Source organism: Nocardia sp. NPDC056952 (assembly GCF_042674185.1).
Taxonomy (GTDB): Bacteria; Actinomycetota; Actinomycetes; order Mycobacteriales; family Mycobacteriaceae; genus Nocardia.
The window spans coordinates 125,988-141,150 of the sequence record NZ_JBHURA010000012.1; the positions used below are offsets into that span (position 1 = coordinate 125,988).

General features: G+C 67.9%; 12 protein-coding genes and 1 tRNA gene. 12 read left to right on the plus strand and 1 reads right to left on the minus strand.

Translation table 11 applies throughout. The annotated features are described in order from the left end of the window. Nucleotides 1–36: 36 nt before the first annotated feature. The 3 genes from ACFTS5_RS30145 (at nucleotide 37) to ACFTS5_RS30155 (ending at nucleotide 3,087) form a co-directional block, all read left to right on the plus strand. Nucleotides 37–1,167, plus strand: a complete 1,131-nt coding sequence (locus ACFTS5_RS30145) for a DUF1611 domain-containing protein (protein ID WP_378637613.1) — start codon at nucleotides 37–39, stop codon at nucleotides 1,165–1,167. Beyond that, nucleotides 1,164–2,297, plus strand: a complete 1,134-nt coding sequence (locus ACFTS5_RS30150; protein ID WP_378637615.1) for an alanine/ornithine racemase family PLP-dependent enzyme — start codon at nucleotides 1,164–1,166, stop codon at nucleotides 2,295–2,297. Before ACFTS5_RS30145 ends, ACFTS5_RS30150 begins: the two co-directional genes overlap by 4 nt. A 454-nt stretch (nucleotides 2,298–2,751) precedes the next feature. Next, nucleotides 2,752–3,087 (plus strand): hypothetical protein, encoded by a 336-nt coding sequence (locus ACFTS5_RS30155; protein ID WP_378637618.1) that lies wholly within the window; start codon nucleotides 2,752–2,754, stop codon nucleotides 3,085–3,087. An 88-nt stretch (nucleotides 3,088–3,175) separates the two neighbouring features. Here ACFTS5_RS30155 and ACFTS5_RS30160 read toward each other — a convergent pair. Next, a tRNA-Asn gene (locus ACFTS5_RS30160) sits at nucleotides 3,176–3,248 on the minus strand. 208 nt (nucleotides 3,249–3,456) lie between these two features. Here ACFTS5_RS30160 and ACFTS5_RS30165 point away from each other — a divergent pair. From ACFTS5_RS30165 to ACFTS5_RS30205, 9 genes are all read left to right on the plus strand, one after another. After that, entirely contained in the window at nucleotides 3,457–3,702 is a 246-nt protein-coding gene (locus ACFTS5_RS30165; RefSeq protein ID WP_056821808.1) for a hypothetical protein, read from the plus strand. A gap of 134 nt (nucleotides 3,703–3,836) precedes the next feature. Further along, nucleotides 3,837–3,992: a hypothetical protein gene (locus ACFTS5_RS30170; RefSeq protein WP_378637621.1), complete on the plus strand. Its 156-nt coding sequence runs from the start codon at nucleotides 3,837–3,839 to the stop codon at nucleotides 3,990–3,992. A 210-nt stretch (nucleotides 3,993–4,202) separates the two neighbouring features. Then, entirely contained in the window at nucleotides 4,203–5,222 is a 1,020-nt protein-coding gene (locus ACFTS5_RS30175) for a trypsin-like serine peptidase (RefSeq protein ID WP_378637623.1), read from the plus strand. 13 nt (nucleotides 5,223–5,235) lie between these two features. Further along, entirely contained in the window at nucleotides 5,236–6,390 is a 1,155-nt protein-coding gene (locus tag ACFTS5_RS30180; RefSeq protein WP_378637626.1) for a S8 family serine peptidase, read from the plus strand. 5 nt (nucleotides 6,391–6,395) lie between these two features. Then, the gene (locus ACFTS5_RS30185; protein ID WP_378637628.1) at nucleotides 6,396–10,607 is read left to right on the plus strand and encodes a TIR domain-containing protein; all 4,212 of its coding nucleotides are present in this window, start codon (nucleotides 6,396–6,398) and stop codon (nucleotides 10,605–10,607) included. A 3-nt stretch (nucleotides 10,608–10,610) separates the two neighbouring features. Then, on the plus strand, nucleotides 10,611–11,498 hold the full coding sequence (locus ACFTS5_RS30190; RefSeq protein ID WP_378637631.1) for a DUF4231 domain-containing protein: 888 nt from the start codon (nucleotides 10,611–10,613) through the stop codon (nucleotides 11,496–11,498). Between the two features lie 91 nt (nucleotides 11,499–11,589). Next, nucleotides 11,590–13,218 (plus strand): serine/threonine-protein kinase, encoded by a 1,629-nt coding sequence (locus tag ACFTS5_RS30195; RefSeq protein ID WP_378637633.1) that lies wholly within the window; start codon nucleotides 11,590–11,592, stop codon nucleotides 13,216–13,218. 118 nt (nucleotides 13,219–13,336) lie between these two features. Further along, a complete protein-coding gene (locus ACFTS5_RS30200) occupies nucleotides 13,337–13,738 on the plus strand; it encodes an amphi-Trp domain-containing protein (protein ID WP_378637636.1) in 402 nt (133 codons plus the stop codon). A gap of 9 nt (nucleotides 13,739–13,747) precedes the next feature. Beyond that, a complete protein-coding gene (locus tag ACFTS5_RS30205; RefSeq protein WP_378637638.1) occupies nucleotides 13,748–15,073 on the plus strand; it encodes a diacylglycerol/lipid kinase family protein in 1,326 nt (441 codons plus the stop codon). Nucleotides 15,074–15,163 lie beyond the last annotated feature (90 nt).

The window sequence follows — 15,163 nt, forward strand, 5'->3', positions numbered from 1 at the left end:
CCCGTCGCCTCCTCTGAGACTTCCCAGAGGATTTCCATGCTTTCGCCAGGTAGCAATTCCCCGTCTTTCGTCGCGCTCCCCATCGGTTCGACCGCGATCGTCTACTGCGAGAACCAGTTCGGTGAACAGGACGGGAAGACCGCGAACGGCCTGATCCGGCACTCGGAGAAGTACGAGATCCTGAGCGTGATCGACAGCAGTCGCGCCGGGCTCGACGCCGGTGAATTCCTGGACGGCACTCCGAGCGGCATCCCGATCCTGACCGGTCTGCCGGAGGCGATCGCGCATGCCGGGCGGGTCCCGGACTACCTGATCTGCGGCGTTGCCCCCGCCGACGGCCTGCTCTCCGCGGCCCAGCGCGTCGTGCTGCTCGAAGGTATCGCCCGCGGGATGCATGTGATCAACGGGTTGCACGAGTTCCTCGCCGACGATGCCGAGTTCTCAGCCGCAGCCGAGCTGGCCGGGGTCACCATCACCGATGTCCGGCGGCCCAAGCCCGCCCGGGACCTCCACCTGTTCTCGGGCCGGATCTTCGATGTGACATGCCCCAGGATCGCCGTCCTGGGCACCGACGGCGCGATCGGCAAGCGCACCACCGCCACACTGGTCGTACAGGCGCTGAACGCCTATGGGATCAGGGCTGTCCTGGTCGGCACCGGCCAGACCACGCTGATCCAGGGCGGCAAATACGGCGTCGCGCTCGACGCGCTCGTCCCTCAGTTCTGTTCCGGAGAGGTCGAGCATCAGGTCGTGGCCGCTTTCGAGGGTGAGGCCCCGGATGTCATCGTCGTCGAGGGCCAGGGCGCGTTGAGTCACCCCGCGTATCTGACGTCGGGACATATCCTGCGGGGCAGCCGACCGGTCGCCGTGATCGTGCAGCACGCACCGAAGCGAACAGTGCTCGGCGACTTCCCGATGATGCCGATGCCGACGGTGGCAAGCGAAATCGCCCTGATCGAGGCATTCGCCGACACGACAGTCATCGGCGTGACGATCAACCACGAGCGGATGGAGCCGGACGAGATCGGCGTCGCCATTACCGAGCACCAGTCCGAGCTCGGGCTGCCCGTCACCGATCCGCTCACCCGCCCGGCCTCCGATCTGGTCGACATGGTGTTGCGAGCCCTGCCACATCTCGCGAAGCGACCGGTGCCGATCGCCGAATGACCTCGCCGCGGATCGACGTCGACCTCGGCAAGATCGAAGCGAACACCCGGCACCTGGTGGACCAGCTCACCCCGCGCGGCATCCGCGTCGTCGGAATCACCAAGGCGACTCTCGGATCCCCGGCCGTGGGTGCGGCGATGGTGCGCGGCGGCGCGTCCGGGCTGGGCGACTCCCGGATCCAGAATCTGGCCCGGCTAGGCGCTCGGGATCGGAGCGCGTCACGCACGTTGATCCGGTCCCCGATGCTCAGTCAGGTCGACCAGGTCGTGCGTACCGCGACGTCGAGTCTGAACACCGGAACGGCCGTTCTCGACGCGCTCGATGCCGCTGCCCGTCGTCAGCGGCGGACCCACGACGTCGTCCTGATGGTCGAGCTCGGCGACCTCCGCGAGGGGATCGCGATCGAGGACGTCGCGGCTATGGCCGCGGTCACCCGCAAACGCGGCCGGTTGCGCCTGTCGGGGCTCGGCACGAACCTCGCCTGCCGCAGCGGCGTTGTCCCGGACGACCGGAATATGGGAGAGCTGAGCAGGCTGGTCGACCAAGTCGAATCCGGTGGCCATGGCGTGCTCGACGTCGTGTCCGGTGGCAACTCGGCCAACCTGCCGTGGGCGCTGTCGACGTCCGATGTCGGTCGGGTCAACGAGCTCCGGATCGGCGAAGCAATCCTGTTGGGGACCGAGCCGCTGCACCGGACCCTGCTCCCTGGCCTGCACCCCGACGCGTTCAGTCTCGTCGCCGAGGTGATCGAGGTCGCCGTCAAACCGGCCCGGCCGTGGGGTGATCGGGCCCAGACAGCGTTCGGCCACCAGGTCGCGGTCGTGCGCCAGTTGGCACCGACACGAGACCGAACCATCCGGCAGGCGATCCTCGCGCTGGGCTGTCAGGATGTCGACGTGGACGGCCTGATCCCGCCGCCGGGAATCGCCATCCTCGGGACGAGCAGCGATCACCTGGTGGTCGACGTCGGCGACCACGCCGTGTCCGTCGGCGACGAACTGGCGTTCGGGCTCGGATACGGCGCTCTGCTCCGGGCGATGACCTCACCATTCGTGTCGCAGGTCGAGACCAGACGGCCGGCGCGCCCGGTACTCGCCGCCGCCCGCTGGCCCGCGCCTATCATCGCCTGACCGGCACACCTGCGCCGAGCAGCGTGGCGCCGATCTGCCTGGGGGATCCGATGCGGCCACAAAAGACGACGCCAGCGAGAAACATCCCGAGGTCCGACCGCATCCCGTGACTCGAGGCGCCTTGGGTGATTTCCATAAAACAACGTCCGTGTTCCCGCTGCGGGCTGGCTGCCGGTGAATGGCGGTGTCAACTGACATCGGCAACAACCCCGCGATCTGGTACCGACAGAACATCCGGCAATCAGCAGAAGAGGACGCTGAGTTCTCATATAGCGCAGGCCATATCGGCGGCGAGGATGCAGTTGAGGCTACCGGTCCACGCTGTTCCGCTGCGGTGGAGCGATGTCGACCTTGACTCCCCCCGGATCACCTTCGCTGGCACTATCGTCCGGCTCGAGGACACAGGCTCATACGCCAATCCCGCACCAAAACCGGCGCCGGATACCGCACGGTCATGATCCCCGCGTTCGTGGCCAACACCCTTCGCCGCGTCCAATCAGAAGCCACTCCCAACAAAGCTGGACTTGGTCTTCCCCAACCGCGACGGCGGAATCTGGGGCCCTTCAACTTCAACCGCCTCTGGCGCCGAGCACGCGGCGAGAAGTTCGCGTGGGTCACCCCGAAGACCTTTCACAAGACAGTCGCCACCCTCATCGCGGACGAGTTCGGCCTGCAGGCCGCCGCGCGCCAACTCGGCCACGCCAACGAGTCGGTCACCCGCCGCCACTACGTCGACCTACCGACCCAAGCCCCCGACTTCACCACCGCGCTCGACCGCTTGGATTCGTGAAAACGTGTGGCTTCCGTACGTCAAAGCGTGTGGACGACTGTAGAAAGCAGAAAACCAGGTCAAACGCGTACGTCTGCCCTGGTAGATGCTCCCCCATCTGGACTCGAACCAGAAACCTGCCGATTAACAGTCGGCTGCTCTGCCAATTGAGCTATAGGGGATTGTCCTGGGTGGTTAGACTCAGGTGGTCTGCCTTGGCGGGCTGACCGAGATGAAACTTTAGCGCATCGTGTCGCGGGAACCCAAATCGGGGCGCTAACTGCGGACATGCGGCGTATAACGATGTGCCGAACGGTGGCCGGATCGACAGGGGTGGGGCGGCTGGGGCAGGATGGAGCCCGCACACAGACGTGGGAGGAGCTCCAGGAGATGCTGCGGTTGATCATCGGCGTGGCGGCCGGTTATGTGCTGGGCACGAAGGCCGGTCGGGCACGCTACGAACAGATCACTGCGGCCTCGCGAGCGGTCGCGGGTAGTCCGGTGACGAGGAAGCTGGTGTCGGTGAGCCGGCAGAAGCTGTCGGACAAGTTGAGCACGCAGCCGAAGCTCGAGCCGATGGAGCCGATCGACGAGCGCACCACGGTCTTGATTCCACACAACCAGCTGCGTCGCTGAACTGAGTTCCGTCGCGGTGTAGGGTCCGCTCGTTCTGTCGGCGCGCGCGGACGAGCGTCCGAACCGACGAATCCTCCTGACGCGCAGGCTCCGCGAAACTTCACCTCAGTCACACCGATATACGGGGGACCACCATGACCGATCCGCACCTGAACGCCGCCGGCGCCGCACCGGTGTCGTTGTTCAGCGCCCAGAATCTCGGCGACGCGAGCGCGGAGTCCGCCGAGCCGGTCCCCGGCAACCATCTGCCGACCTTCCTGGCCGCTGTCGAAGACCCGGACCAGAGCTGACGCTCGCTCTCGCCGCTTCCGGTAGTCGACGGCGACAAAGCTCCCCGAAGTTCGGGGCGGATCGGAGCGCGTAGTACTTGCGCGAAAATTGGAGTAGCCGGGTACTCGTGTGGGTTCGGACACATCCTCGTACGTTCAGATCAGCCTGAAAATCTGCGGCTGACGTCGGCGTTTGGGACATCTGAGCCGCGCGAGTGTCGAGGAGTACGGATGTCTACCGCAATCACCACGCTGACATCGCCCAAAGGCCAACCACTGACTCTGATCGGCGACGCGAAGGTCTCACCGAACTCGGTGTACCCCCGCGTCGAACCGCCTGGCGGCGACGAACTCGGGCCTGTCCTCGAGATGTCGGACTATGAGCTCGCCGAAGCGCTGCGGCCGGTCATCTTCAACGAGGGTAAGGAATACACGGTCGACGCACCGACCACCTCGTTCGTCGAGCTGCTGCGGGCGGACGGTGAACGGCGCACATCGTCCTACACCGCGCTGCCACGCTCCTCGTCCGAACAGGTCGATTCCTCGTCGCTGCACGCGTTTTCGGGAATCATCGGCTCGGACAACCGGGTCGTGCGTCGCGACAACACGGTGTATCCCATGAGCACGGTCGCCTACCTCGCCCTCGCGAGCGGGGGATATTCGGGGTCGGCGACGATGATCGGGCCGTCCACCGCCCTCACCGCCGCGCACGTGGTGCACAACGGGACGAGCTGGCTCCGGCTCCCCTCCGTCGCGCCCGGCACCGACCGCGAAGACCCCACGCCGATGCCCTTCGGCAGCCACGGCGGCTACAACGTGACGGTCCCCGGCGGCTGGATCAACAACGCGGGCGGCGACGCGCGGTTCGACTACGCCGTCATCGAATTCTCCGGATACGGCGACTTCCCCGGTCGCGCGTCGGGGTGGAAGGGCCTGTGGGTCGCGCCCGACAACGTCGTGACCGGCAACCGGATGCACCTCTACGGCCATCCGAGCGACAAGTTCCAACCCCAGATCTGGGGCAACGAGGGCAACGGCGTTCTCAACGGTCAGTACATCAACTTCTTCATGGACGCGTGGTACGGCGACAGCGGTTCGGGCCTCTACGTGTACGGCACCGACGGATGGCCCTACGTCGTAGGCGTGCTGCGCGGTGCCGCCGGCGCGATCGGCGACAACAGCAAGCCCAACTTCGGACGGCGGATGACCCGCGACGTCTACGACTTCATCGTCGCGTACTCGGCTCTGTAGGAAAGGAATCATCATGTCCGACACCATCTCTGCCGAATCGGTCGCCGACGTCGCCTACGAATTCGTTGTCCCCGTGGAGAAGCCGTTGCAGACCGACCTGACGGTGATGCCCGAACTGCTCGAGGTCGATCTGCTGGTGCGCGCGGCGGAGGCGCGCACCAAGTTCAACGTCGACGGATCCGGCATGACGGTCGCCGTCCTCGATACCGGGCTCCGTACCACGCACGTCGATTTCGCGGGCCGGGTTCGGGCAGGCCGGAACTTCACTGCCGACAACAACGGTTCGCCCACCGATCCGAGCGACGGACAGGGTCACGGCACCAACGTCGCGGGGATCATCTGTGCCGGCGGGGTGCACACCGGGATGGCGCCGCGCGCGAACATCGTGCCCGTCAAGGTCCTCGGCAACACCGGCGGCGGTAGCTTCGAGGCGATCCGTGACGCACTGCACTGGGTGCTGGCCAATCGGGCATCGTTGGGCATCTCCGCGGTGTGTATGTCGCTCGGCGCATCCGACAACAACACCTCGGACGCGGAGTTCGCCGGCGACGGCATCGGCGAGGTGATGCGGAGACTCACCGACGCCGGCGTCGCCTGCTGTGTCGCGGCGGGTAACGACTACTTCGCCCACAACAGTGGCCAAGGCATGAGCTACCCGGCGATCTTCCGCCAGACGATCAGTGTCGGCGCGGTCTACGACGCCGACGAGGGCTCGTTCAGCTACGGCTCCGGGGCGACCGCCCTTTCGACGGCGCCGGATCGGATCACCCCGTTCTCACAGCGCCTGCACTCGAGTGTGGGTGGCGCCTGCGCGACCGATATCTTCGCGCCCGGCGCCCCGACGACCTCGTCGGGGATCCGCAACGACAGTGGCGAGTCGATCCAGCACGGCACCAGTCAGGCCACGCCCGTGGTCGCCGGCGTCGTGCTGCTGGTTCAGCAATTCCATCTGCGGGTGGCCGGGACGTTGCCGTCGGTCGCCGATGTTCGCAAATGGCTGCTGGCGGGTGCTGTGCCGATCGTGGACGGCGACGACGAAAACGACAACGTCGTCCACACCGGACAGACGTTCAGCCGGATCAGCGCGTTCGGTGCGCTCACCGCCTGCGCGAAGGACGTGGCGCGCTCGGCGTTGGTCGAAGCGGGTATCGACCGTTCGCGGGTGTAGCTGCCATGAAGGCCAGGCTGTTCCTCAGCCATTCGAGCCGGGACAGCCGCGAAGCGGTCGCACTGCGGGCATGGCTGATCGAGGCGGAACCCGGTCTGGCGGGTGAGATCTTCCTCGATCTCGACCCGGACACCGGGATTCCGGCAGGCGTGCGCTGGAAGGACGCGTTGCGCCGGGCAGGCGACCGCTGCGAGGCGGTCATCTGCCTGCTGTCGGACAACTGGGACAGTTCTCATGAGTGCAAGGTCGAATACCGTCATGCCGAGACCCTGAACAAGCCGATCTTCACGGTCCGGCTCGAACCGCTGACCGGGCGCGACATGACCAGCGAGTGGCAGCGCTGCGACCTGTTCGGGGACGGACCGAAGACCACGATCTCGGTGAACGGGGAAAAGGTCGAGTTCCTGACCGAGGGGTTGCAGCGACTACGTCACGGTCTGCGGGCGGCCGGTATCGGCGCCGACACCTTCGGCTGGCCACCGCCCGGCGACCCGGGACGCGCACCCTACCGAGGGTGGGAACCGCTCGAATCAGTGGATGCCGCAGTATATTTCGGCCGCGACGCGCAGATCGGGCGAGCGATGGACACCGTGCGCGGCCTGCGTGGGCTCGGCGGCGGCCATCTGTTCGTTGTCCTCGGTCCCTCCGGCGTCGGCAAGTCGTCGTTCGTGCGCGCCGGGTTGCTGCCCCGGCTGGCCCGCGACGACCGCCACTTCCGCACCATGGACATCGTGCGGCCGCACCGCAGAGCGCTCACCGGCGACGCCGGATTCGCGCGATCGATCCACGCGTTGCGCGTCGGCGTCGGGCTGCGCCGACCCTGCCTCACCGAGATCGAGGACGGCGTCCGTGACATCGAACAGGTGCGGGCCTGGCTGATCGAAGCGCAGCAGGCCGCGCGCGATCGCGTCCTGGACTCCGACGACGACCCGGCGCCGACACTGATTCTGCCGATCGACCAGGCCGAGGAGCTGTTCGGCCCCGAGGCGGGGGAGCAGGCGGGCGTGCTGCTCACTCTCCTCGGCGGACTGCTCGACCGCGAGCGTGGGATCGCGATGATCGCGGTCGCCACCATCCGCTCCGACCGCTACGAACCGCTCCAGACCGCACCCATGCTCGCGTCGGTCGCGGTGCGGCCGTTCGACGATCTGAAACCGATGCCGCAGGCCCAGTTCAAAGAGGTCATCGTCGGGCCCGCACGGCGGGCGAGAGAAGCCGGCGCGGCGTTGTCGTTCGCCCCGGACCTGGTGGAGCGTCTGCTCGACGACTGGTCGCGCGGCGCCGACACCCTGCCGCTGCTCTCGCTCACCCTCGCCCGGCTGTACCGGGACTACGGGGACGGGGAGATCACCCTCGCGCACTACGAATCCCTCGGCGGATTGCGGCGGGTGGTCCAGCGGGAGGTCGACGAGCTTCTCGATGCCGATCCCCAGGTCCGGGCGGGGCAGTTGGCGATCCTGCGGCGGGCTTTCGTGCCGTGGCTGGCGACGATCAATTCCGGCAACGACCAGCCGATGCGCCGCCCGGCCCGCTGGTTCGATCTGCCGCCGGAGAGCCATCCGCTGCTCGAGGAGTTCGTCGCACGCAGGCTGTTGGTCAAAGATGAGCGCGACGGCGCCGTGGTCGTCGAGGTCGCGTTGGAAAGCCTGCTGCGCCAATGGGACACCCTCGCCGACTGGCTGCGGGTGCAGGCTGCCGAGCTCGAGGCCGCCGACAACCTCGAGCGGGCCGCGCAGGCGTGGGAGCAGAACGGGCGGCGCGAGGAATGGCTGCTGTCGGGGTCACGGCTCACCGATGCCGAATCACTGGCCACCGCACCAGGATTCCGTGAACGGCTCAACCCGGTCCGGGGATTGCTGCTGGCCTCACGGCAGGCCGAGGACGAGCGCCTCGCCGAGGAACGCCGGCACCGGGAGGACGAGCTGCGGGCCGCCAGGGAACGTCAGCAGGCAGCGGAAACGTTGGCGGCCACCGAGAGCCGGGCGAAGGAGGACGCGCAGCGCAGCGCCACGGCGTTGCGCCGGCGGTCGCGGATTCTGCGCGCGGCACTGGCGGTGACCATGGTGGCAGCGCTGGTCGCGGGTTTGCTGTGGGTGCGCGCGGACCGGGCGCAGGAACGAGCCGTCGCCGAGAGCCGACGCGCGACAGTGCTGGCGTTGTCGGCGAATTCGCAGCTCATGCTCTCGGGCAGGTGGCCGGGCAAGAGCGACGACATCCTGGGTATGCAGATGGCGGTCGCCGCGTACCGTCTCGGCGAGGGGGACGGGCGGGAGTTCGCCCTGCTCAACGCAATTCACCAGCAAGGCAAAATCCGCAAGATCGCCCACATGGACGAGGCCGATGTCTCCAGCGTCAGCTACAGCCCGAACGGTGAACTCATCGCCACGACTCGTGGCAACACGATCCAGCTCCTCGACGCCACGACGTGGACCCCGATCGGCGCTCCGCTGTCCGGTCACGCGTCCGAAGTCACTCGCATCGCGTTCAGTCCGGACGGTGCCCGGCTGGTGTCCGCAGGTCGAGATCGAACTGTTCGGCTCTGGGATGTCGAGTCCCACAAGCAGATCGGGGCCGACATGCGCGGCCACACCGGTGTGGTCGTCGGCGTCGCGTTCAGCCCGGACGGCCGCACGATCGTGTCGGCGAGCTCGGACAAGACCGTCCGGCTCTGGGATGCCGACAGGCACGAGCAGGTCGTCGAGATGACCGGGCACACCATGCCGGTGACCTCGGTGGCATTCGGTGGGGGTGGGCTGATCGCCTCGGGCGACGTCGGCGGCACCGTCTATCTGTGGGACGCCCGGACCGGGCGGCCCGCGGGCGATCCGCTGACTGTGTACACCGGCAGCGCGGTGAACAGCCTTGCCTTCGACCGCACTGGCGACCGGCTGGTGGTCGCGGGATTCGATCTCCAGCAATGGGATACCAGAACTCGCAGGCCGATCGGGGAGCCGCTTCGTGGGCACACCGCGGCGGTGGAGCAGGTCGTTTACAGCCGCGACAGTACTCAGATCGCTTCGGCGGGCGATGACAAGAAGATCCGGCTGTGGGATTCTGCGACGGGCCGGCCGATCGGAGAGCCGCTGGAGGGTCACGAGCTCATCGTGTCCAGCGTCGCGCTGCATCCCGGCTCCGGTCGAATCCTTTCCGGGAGTATGGATTCCACCGTCCGAGAATGGGATGTGGGTGGTGGGCGAACCATCCACAACGGCGCCAGGGTGTTGGGCGCGGACGTGAGCCCGGACGGCCGCCATATCGTCACCGGCGGTGCGGACGGCACCGTTCGGCAGTGGGATACCGGCACCGGTGCGCAGGTAGGTCCCCTGATCCGAGGCGAAGAGGGCCTTTTCCAGCTCGCGGAATACACAGCAGAAGGCACACAGCTGGAGGCCGCCGGGTTCAGCCCCGAATCCCTCACCTGGACCGAAATCCGGTTCTGGGATGCCGCATCGGGCGCCGCGGTCGGGCCGCCGATCTCGCTGCCGCCCGAAACGGCTGTTTTCGCGCACGATCCTGGTCGGCGCAGGCTGGTGATCACCAGCGACGGCAATGCCCAGATTCGAGACATGGCGAGTATGCGGCCGATCGGATCCGAACTGCGACACGACGACGGCTCGGTGCAGATGGTGTCGATCGACAACGCCGGACGCCGCGTCGCCACCGGCGCGACCGACTACGCGGTGCGGTTGTGGGACGCGGACACCGGTCAGCCGGTCGGCGAGCCGATGGTCGGGAACGGGTGGGTCAAGAGCACCAGCTTCAGCCCGGACGGCCGCCTGCTCGCTGTCGGCTACGAAGACAAGACGATTCGCATCTGGAGCACCGACACCGGCCAGGAAATCGGCGCACCGATGGTGCAGGACGGCCCCGCCACCAGAGTCCAATTCTCTCGGGACGGCCGCACACTGGTCACCGTCGGTACCGATAACGTGTTGCGGCTGTGGGATGTGGGAACGCACCGCCAGATCGGACCCGCGCTGGTCGGTCACGGCGCCCCCGTCACCGCTGTCGATTTCCTGCCCGATGGTTCGGGGATCGTGTCGGCGAGTGTCGACGAGACCATCCGGATGTGGCCCGTGCCGACCGCCTCGCCCGAGCAACTCTGCGCCAAGATGACGCACAACATGAGCCGGGAGATGTGGCGGACCTGGGTGTCTTCGGAGATCGACTACATCGAGCTGTGCCCGGGACTTCCGATCGCCGGCGAGGAGGAGTAGCCGATGTACGACGACGATCTGCTGAACACTCTCTGGCAGCGGCGAACTCGCTGGTCGGCCACCGCTACCCGGATGAAGCGCCGGTTGGATCGAGTGCGGCTCACCGTCCTGTTCCTCGGCAGCTGGGGTGCGATCGCCACGGCCTCGACCACGACGATCCTGCGCTCGGCCGGCACCGCGACCCGCGTCGTGGCGCTGTCGGGTGCGGTGGCGCTGGCGGTGGCGACGTTCCTCACCGCCCAGTACCTCACCGCGGAGTCGACCCGCCGCTGGACCCGGGCGCGGGCGGTCTCCGAAGGCATCAAGCAGAGAATTCTCACCTTCCGCGCCATCGGCGACGCACAACAGACCGAGCGATTGCAGGCCGAGATCGAAGGCATCGAACAGGCCGCCGAAGACCTGCTGCCGCTGCTCGCGCCCGGCGACGACGCCGTCCAGGCGCCGCGATCGATGCGGCCCGACGAGTACGTCCGCGATCGGGTACGGGCACAGATCGACGACTACTACCTGCCGACGGCCCGCTGCTACGGCGCCCGCGCGACCAGGTTGCGCCGCGCGGCCATCGGACTCGGCCTCGCGGCCACGATCGTCGCCGCGATCAACACCGGCGTCGGCGCGGAATCGTCGGGCCGGATCGCTCCGTGGGTCGCGGTCATGACCACGCTGAGCGGATCGTTGCTGGCCTACCTCGCGGGCAAGCGGTACGACTTCCTGGTGATGACCTATCTCGCCACCGCGGATCGCCTGCGACGGCGGCTCGATCGGTGGCGCGCCGACGGATCACCCACCGATCGGGTGCGGTGGGCGGAATTCGTCGCGGACTGCGAGAACACCTTCTCGATGGAGAACGCGAGCTGGATGGCGAAATGGAGCGAGCGCGCGGAGACCTGAACCCGTGCAGCCGAATCCGAGTTGCGGCAGGGGTGGCCCGTGCCGGATAACCTGAGCGCAGTCACGTGGGTGGTCGCGCGAAGGAGTGGTGATGGAGTTCGGGCCGGAGGCGATCCTTGCGGGATACCGCATCGAGCGCAGGCTCGGCGGCGGGGGAATGGGGACGGTGTATCTGGCCCGGCATCCTCGGCTGCCGCGCCGCGACGCCGTGAAGGTGCTCGATGTGCGGCTCGCGGTGGAGCCGACGTTTCGGGCCCGGTTCGAGCGTGAGGCCGATCTGGCCGCGCGGCTGCGTCATCCGAATGTCGTGCAGATCTTCGATCGGGGCGTCGACGGCGATCGGTTGTGGATCGCGATGCAGTTCGTGGACGGGCTCGACGCGGCACAGCTGCTGCGCCAGGGGCTGTCGGTGCTCACGCCCCAGCGGGCGGTACGCATTGTCGCCGAGGCGGCGAAGGGACTGGACTACGCGCATCGGCAGGGGTTGCTGCATCGCGATATCAAACCGGCGAACCTGCTGATCGCGCGTGCCGACGACGGTACCGACGAGGTGATGGTCACCGACTTCGGGATCGCTCGGAGCATGGGGGAGACGACGAGTCTCACCTCCGCGGGATCGGTGCTCGGCACGCTCGCGTACGCGGCGCCCGAACAGCTCGAGGGGCAACCGCTGGATGTGCGCACCGATGTGTACGCCCTCGGCGGCACCCTCTACGAGCTGCTCACCGGGTTCGTGCCGTTTCAGCGGGAGAGTCCGGCCGCGTTGATCAGCGCGCATCTGATCGAGCCGCCGCCGCGTCCGTCGGTCGGCAATCCGGGGCTGCCGCCTGCCCTGGACGGGGTGATCGCGCGGGCGATGGCGAAGAATCCGGGCGACCGGTACGCCAGCTGCGGTGAGCTCGCCGACGCCGCGGTCTCCGCTCTCACCGGCGCACCGGTGGTGGGGGCTACCGCTGTGCTGCGGCGGGACACGCCGCGGGCTCCTGGCTGGTCGCGGACCAGGAAAGTCCTGCTCGGTGTCGGTGGCGCGGCGGTGGTGGCCGCGGTGACCGCGTTCGCCGTGCTGACCGCCCAGGACAGGGGTGCCTCCAACTCGCCCGCCACGCCGCAGGCCGCGCGGATCGGTGCCGTTCCGAACAGCCCGAAGGCGGCGGCGGTTCTGCGTCCTTGGCTCGACGATGTCCTCGCCGGTGACATGAGCGCCCTGATCCGCAAATGCTGGACCCAGTCGCCCGCCGAGATCCCCCGGATGTACGGCGACGTCCTGCCGATCATCGATGCGGTGCAGCGCCCGGGGGTGCTCGGCCAATTCGGGCCTTACTGGCAGAACGAGGACCTCGTGGTCAGCTTGCGCCCCAGCGAGTTGCGATCCGAATACGGCTGCCCGACCGTGAGCGAGCGATGGAAGACCGGCCTCACCGACGAGCAGGCTCGCTACACCGTCGAGCGCTACCTGAGCCGGGTGGTCGGCGATCCGGTGAACCCGGCCGACGTGGAACCGGACTATCCGCTGCTGTGCAACGGCGCGCAGGCGGGCACCGCCCTGTCCGGGGTGCGGCGATTCGAGGACACGGCACTCACGGTCCGCGGCTCGACAGGCTCGGTCGTAACCATCAACGCGCCGGTGAGCAGTGCGGACGGTGCGGCATCAGCGGTCGACCTCACCCTCGATCACGCCGCGAACGGCTACTGCATCTCCCGCATCGACCGGGCAGGCTGAGCTGGGGTTTCGAAAGCCCCGGCGGCAGGCGCAGCTCATCCGAAAAGGGTGATCCGTCCGGCTCGCCGCCGTGGCTACGGTGGAGGAACGTCCACGCTGAATCCAGTCAGGAGTTGCCGTGCCGAAGTTGGAGATCAAGAGGAAAACAGAGCTCTCCCGCAAAGAGGTAGGCGAGCGGCTCATCATGATCGGACGGGCCCTCGCCCACGGCTCCGAAGTGGAACTGAAGACCGGTGACGACTCGATCGAGATCGTCGTCGCCGACCGCCTCCACTGGGAATTCGAGATCGAAGTCGACGGCGACGAGACCGAAATCGAAATAGAGATCAAGTGGCACGACGATCCGGCCGCCGAGACAGGGGCCGACGCGAAACCGGCACCGGCACCGGCACCGGCACCGGCACCGGCGACGGCGACGAAAGCCGCACCGGCGACGAAAGCCGCACCGGCAAGGAAAGCGGCACCGAAACCGGCCAAGTCCGCGCGCCGACCCCGGGCGCGCAAGACTACCGCCAAGTGAACCGGCTCCATGACCTCCCCGGACACCACCGGTAGCCGCGCTCGCCGCTGGTGGGCGCGGCTGGCGTTCGTCTGCGCTGCCGCGGCCGCGGTGGTGCCTGTGCTCGCCGCCGGAGTGCTCGGCGCCGTGGCGTTGCTGATCGTCGGCACCGGCGGTGTCGTGGTCGCCGTGGCGGCGCTCTACACGTTCATCACCCGGTTCGGAATCCTGCGGTGGATGGCACTGGCGGTGGCGCTGCTCGCACCGGTCATCGTGGTGGTCTCGTTCGTGCGGGCGAATCTGCTGTGGGTCGTCCTGGTGTCGGGTGCGCTCGCGCTGGTGACCATCGGCGCCGCCCGCATCGCCCTGCGCGGCAGCGGTGCGGAGACGACGATGCCCGAATACTCCGCTCCAGCACCGGAGCGCCCGTTCCTGATCATGAATCCGCGCTCCGGTGGCGGGAAGGTGTCGAAGTTCGACCTCGAGCGCAAAGCCGAGGAACTGGGCGCGCAGGTCGCTCTACTCGAAGGGCCCGAGGAAATCGACGTCACCGCGCTGGCCCAGCGGGCGGTCGCCGACGGCGCTGATCTGCTCGGGGTCGCGGGCGGTGACGGGACTCAGGCCCTGGTCGCGGCGGTGGCGGTCGAACACGATCTGCCGTTCCTGGTGATCAGTGCCGGCACCCGCAATCACTTCGCCATGGATCTCGGACTCGATCGCGCCGACCCCACCCGCTCGCTCGACGCACTGCGCGACGGGGTGGAGTTGCGCGTCGATCTCGGCACCGTCAACGGACGGCCCTTCGTCAACAACGCCTCGTTCGGGGTCTACGCCGAGATCGTGCGCAGTCCGGCATACCGCGACGACAAGACCGCGACGGTGCTGGCGCTGCTTCCCGATCTGCTCAACGGACATCGGGGCCCGAGACTGGTCGCCCGGATCGGGGAACTCGTGGTGGACGGGCCACAGGCAATCCTGGTGAGCAACAATCCCTACGGCAGCAATGATCTCGCGGGCCTGAGCCGTCGCGTCCGCCTCGATCGCGGTGTCCTCGGCGCGGTCACCCTGTCTGTCACCAGCACGAGGGAAGCGGTCGGGCTGCTGCGCCGCACCCGGCTTCGCGGCCTGTCGCAGGAAACCGCGATCGAGTTGATCGTCGACGCCGACACCCCCGAGATCCCGGCTGGCATCGACGGCGAATCCATGCTCCTCGACACCCCGGTCCGGTGCACCATCCAACCGGCGGCTCTGCGCGTGCGAGTACCCAGAACCCGACCGGGAGTTCGTCCCGCCGCCGCGGCCTTCGACTGGGCACGGCTGTGGCAGACGGCGCGCTGGGCTCGCTCCGGGTCATAGCTCGGCCGCCTGGTCGTCGAGCTGCCCGATCGGGCTCGAATGGTTCGCCGATCGGGGCGGCCGGTTGCGCCGCGCGTGGTCACAACCGTT

Excerpts from the sequence above, each read along its gene's own strand:
- ACFTS5_RS30185 (WP_378637628.1), top strand. The coding sequence starts at position 6,396 with ATGAAGGCCAGGCTGTTCCTCAGCCATTCGAGCCGGGACAGCCGCGAA.
- ACFTS5_RS30155 (WP_378637618.1), top strand. The coding sequence starts at position 2,752 with ATGATCCCCGCGTTCGTGGCCAACACCCTTCGCCGCGTCCAATCAGAA.
- ACFTS5_RS30165 (WP_056821808.1), top strand. The coding sequence starts at position 3,457 with ATGCTGCGGTTGATCATCGGCGTGGCGGCCGGTTATGTGCTGGGCACG.
- ACFTS5_RS30170 (WP_378637621.1), top strand. The coding sequence starts at position 3,837 with ATGACCGATCCGCACCTGAACGCCGCCGGCGCCGCACCGGTGTCGTTG.
- ACFTS5_RS30180 (WP_378637626.1), top strand. The coding sequence starts at position 5,236 with ATGTCCGACACCATCTCTGCCGAATCGGTCGCCGACGTCGCCTACGAA.
- ACFTS5_RS30195 (WP_378637633.1), top strand. The coding sequence starts at position 11,590 with ATGGAGTTCGGGCCGGAGGCGATCCTTGCGGGATACCGCATCGAGCGC.
- ACFTS5_RS30145 (WP_378637613.1), top strand. The coding sequence starts at position 37 with ATGCTTTCGCCAGGTAGCAATTCCCCGTCTTTCGTCGCGCTCCCCATC.
- ACFTS5_RS30190 (WP_378637631.1), top strand. The coding sequence starts at position 10,611 with ATGTACGACGACGATCTGCTGAACACTCTCTGGCAGCGGCGAACTCGC.
- ACFTS5_RS30175 (WP_378637623.1), top strand. The coding sequence starts at position 4,203 with ATGTCTACCGCAATCACCACGCTGACATCGCCCAAAGGCCAACCACTG.
- ACFTS5_RS30205 (WP_378637638.1), top strand. The coding sequence starts at position 13,748 with ATGACCTCCCCGGACACCACCGGTAGCCGCGCTCGCCGCTGGTGGGCG.
- ACFTS5_RS30150 (WP_378637615.1), top strand. The coding sequence starts at position 1,164 with ATGACCTCGCCGCGGATCGACGTCGACCTCGGCAAGATCGAAGCGAAC.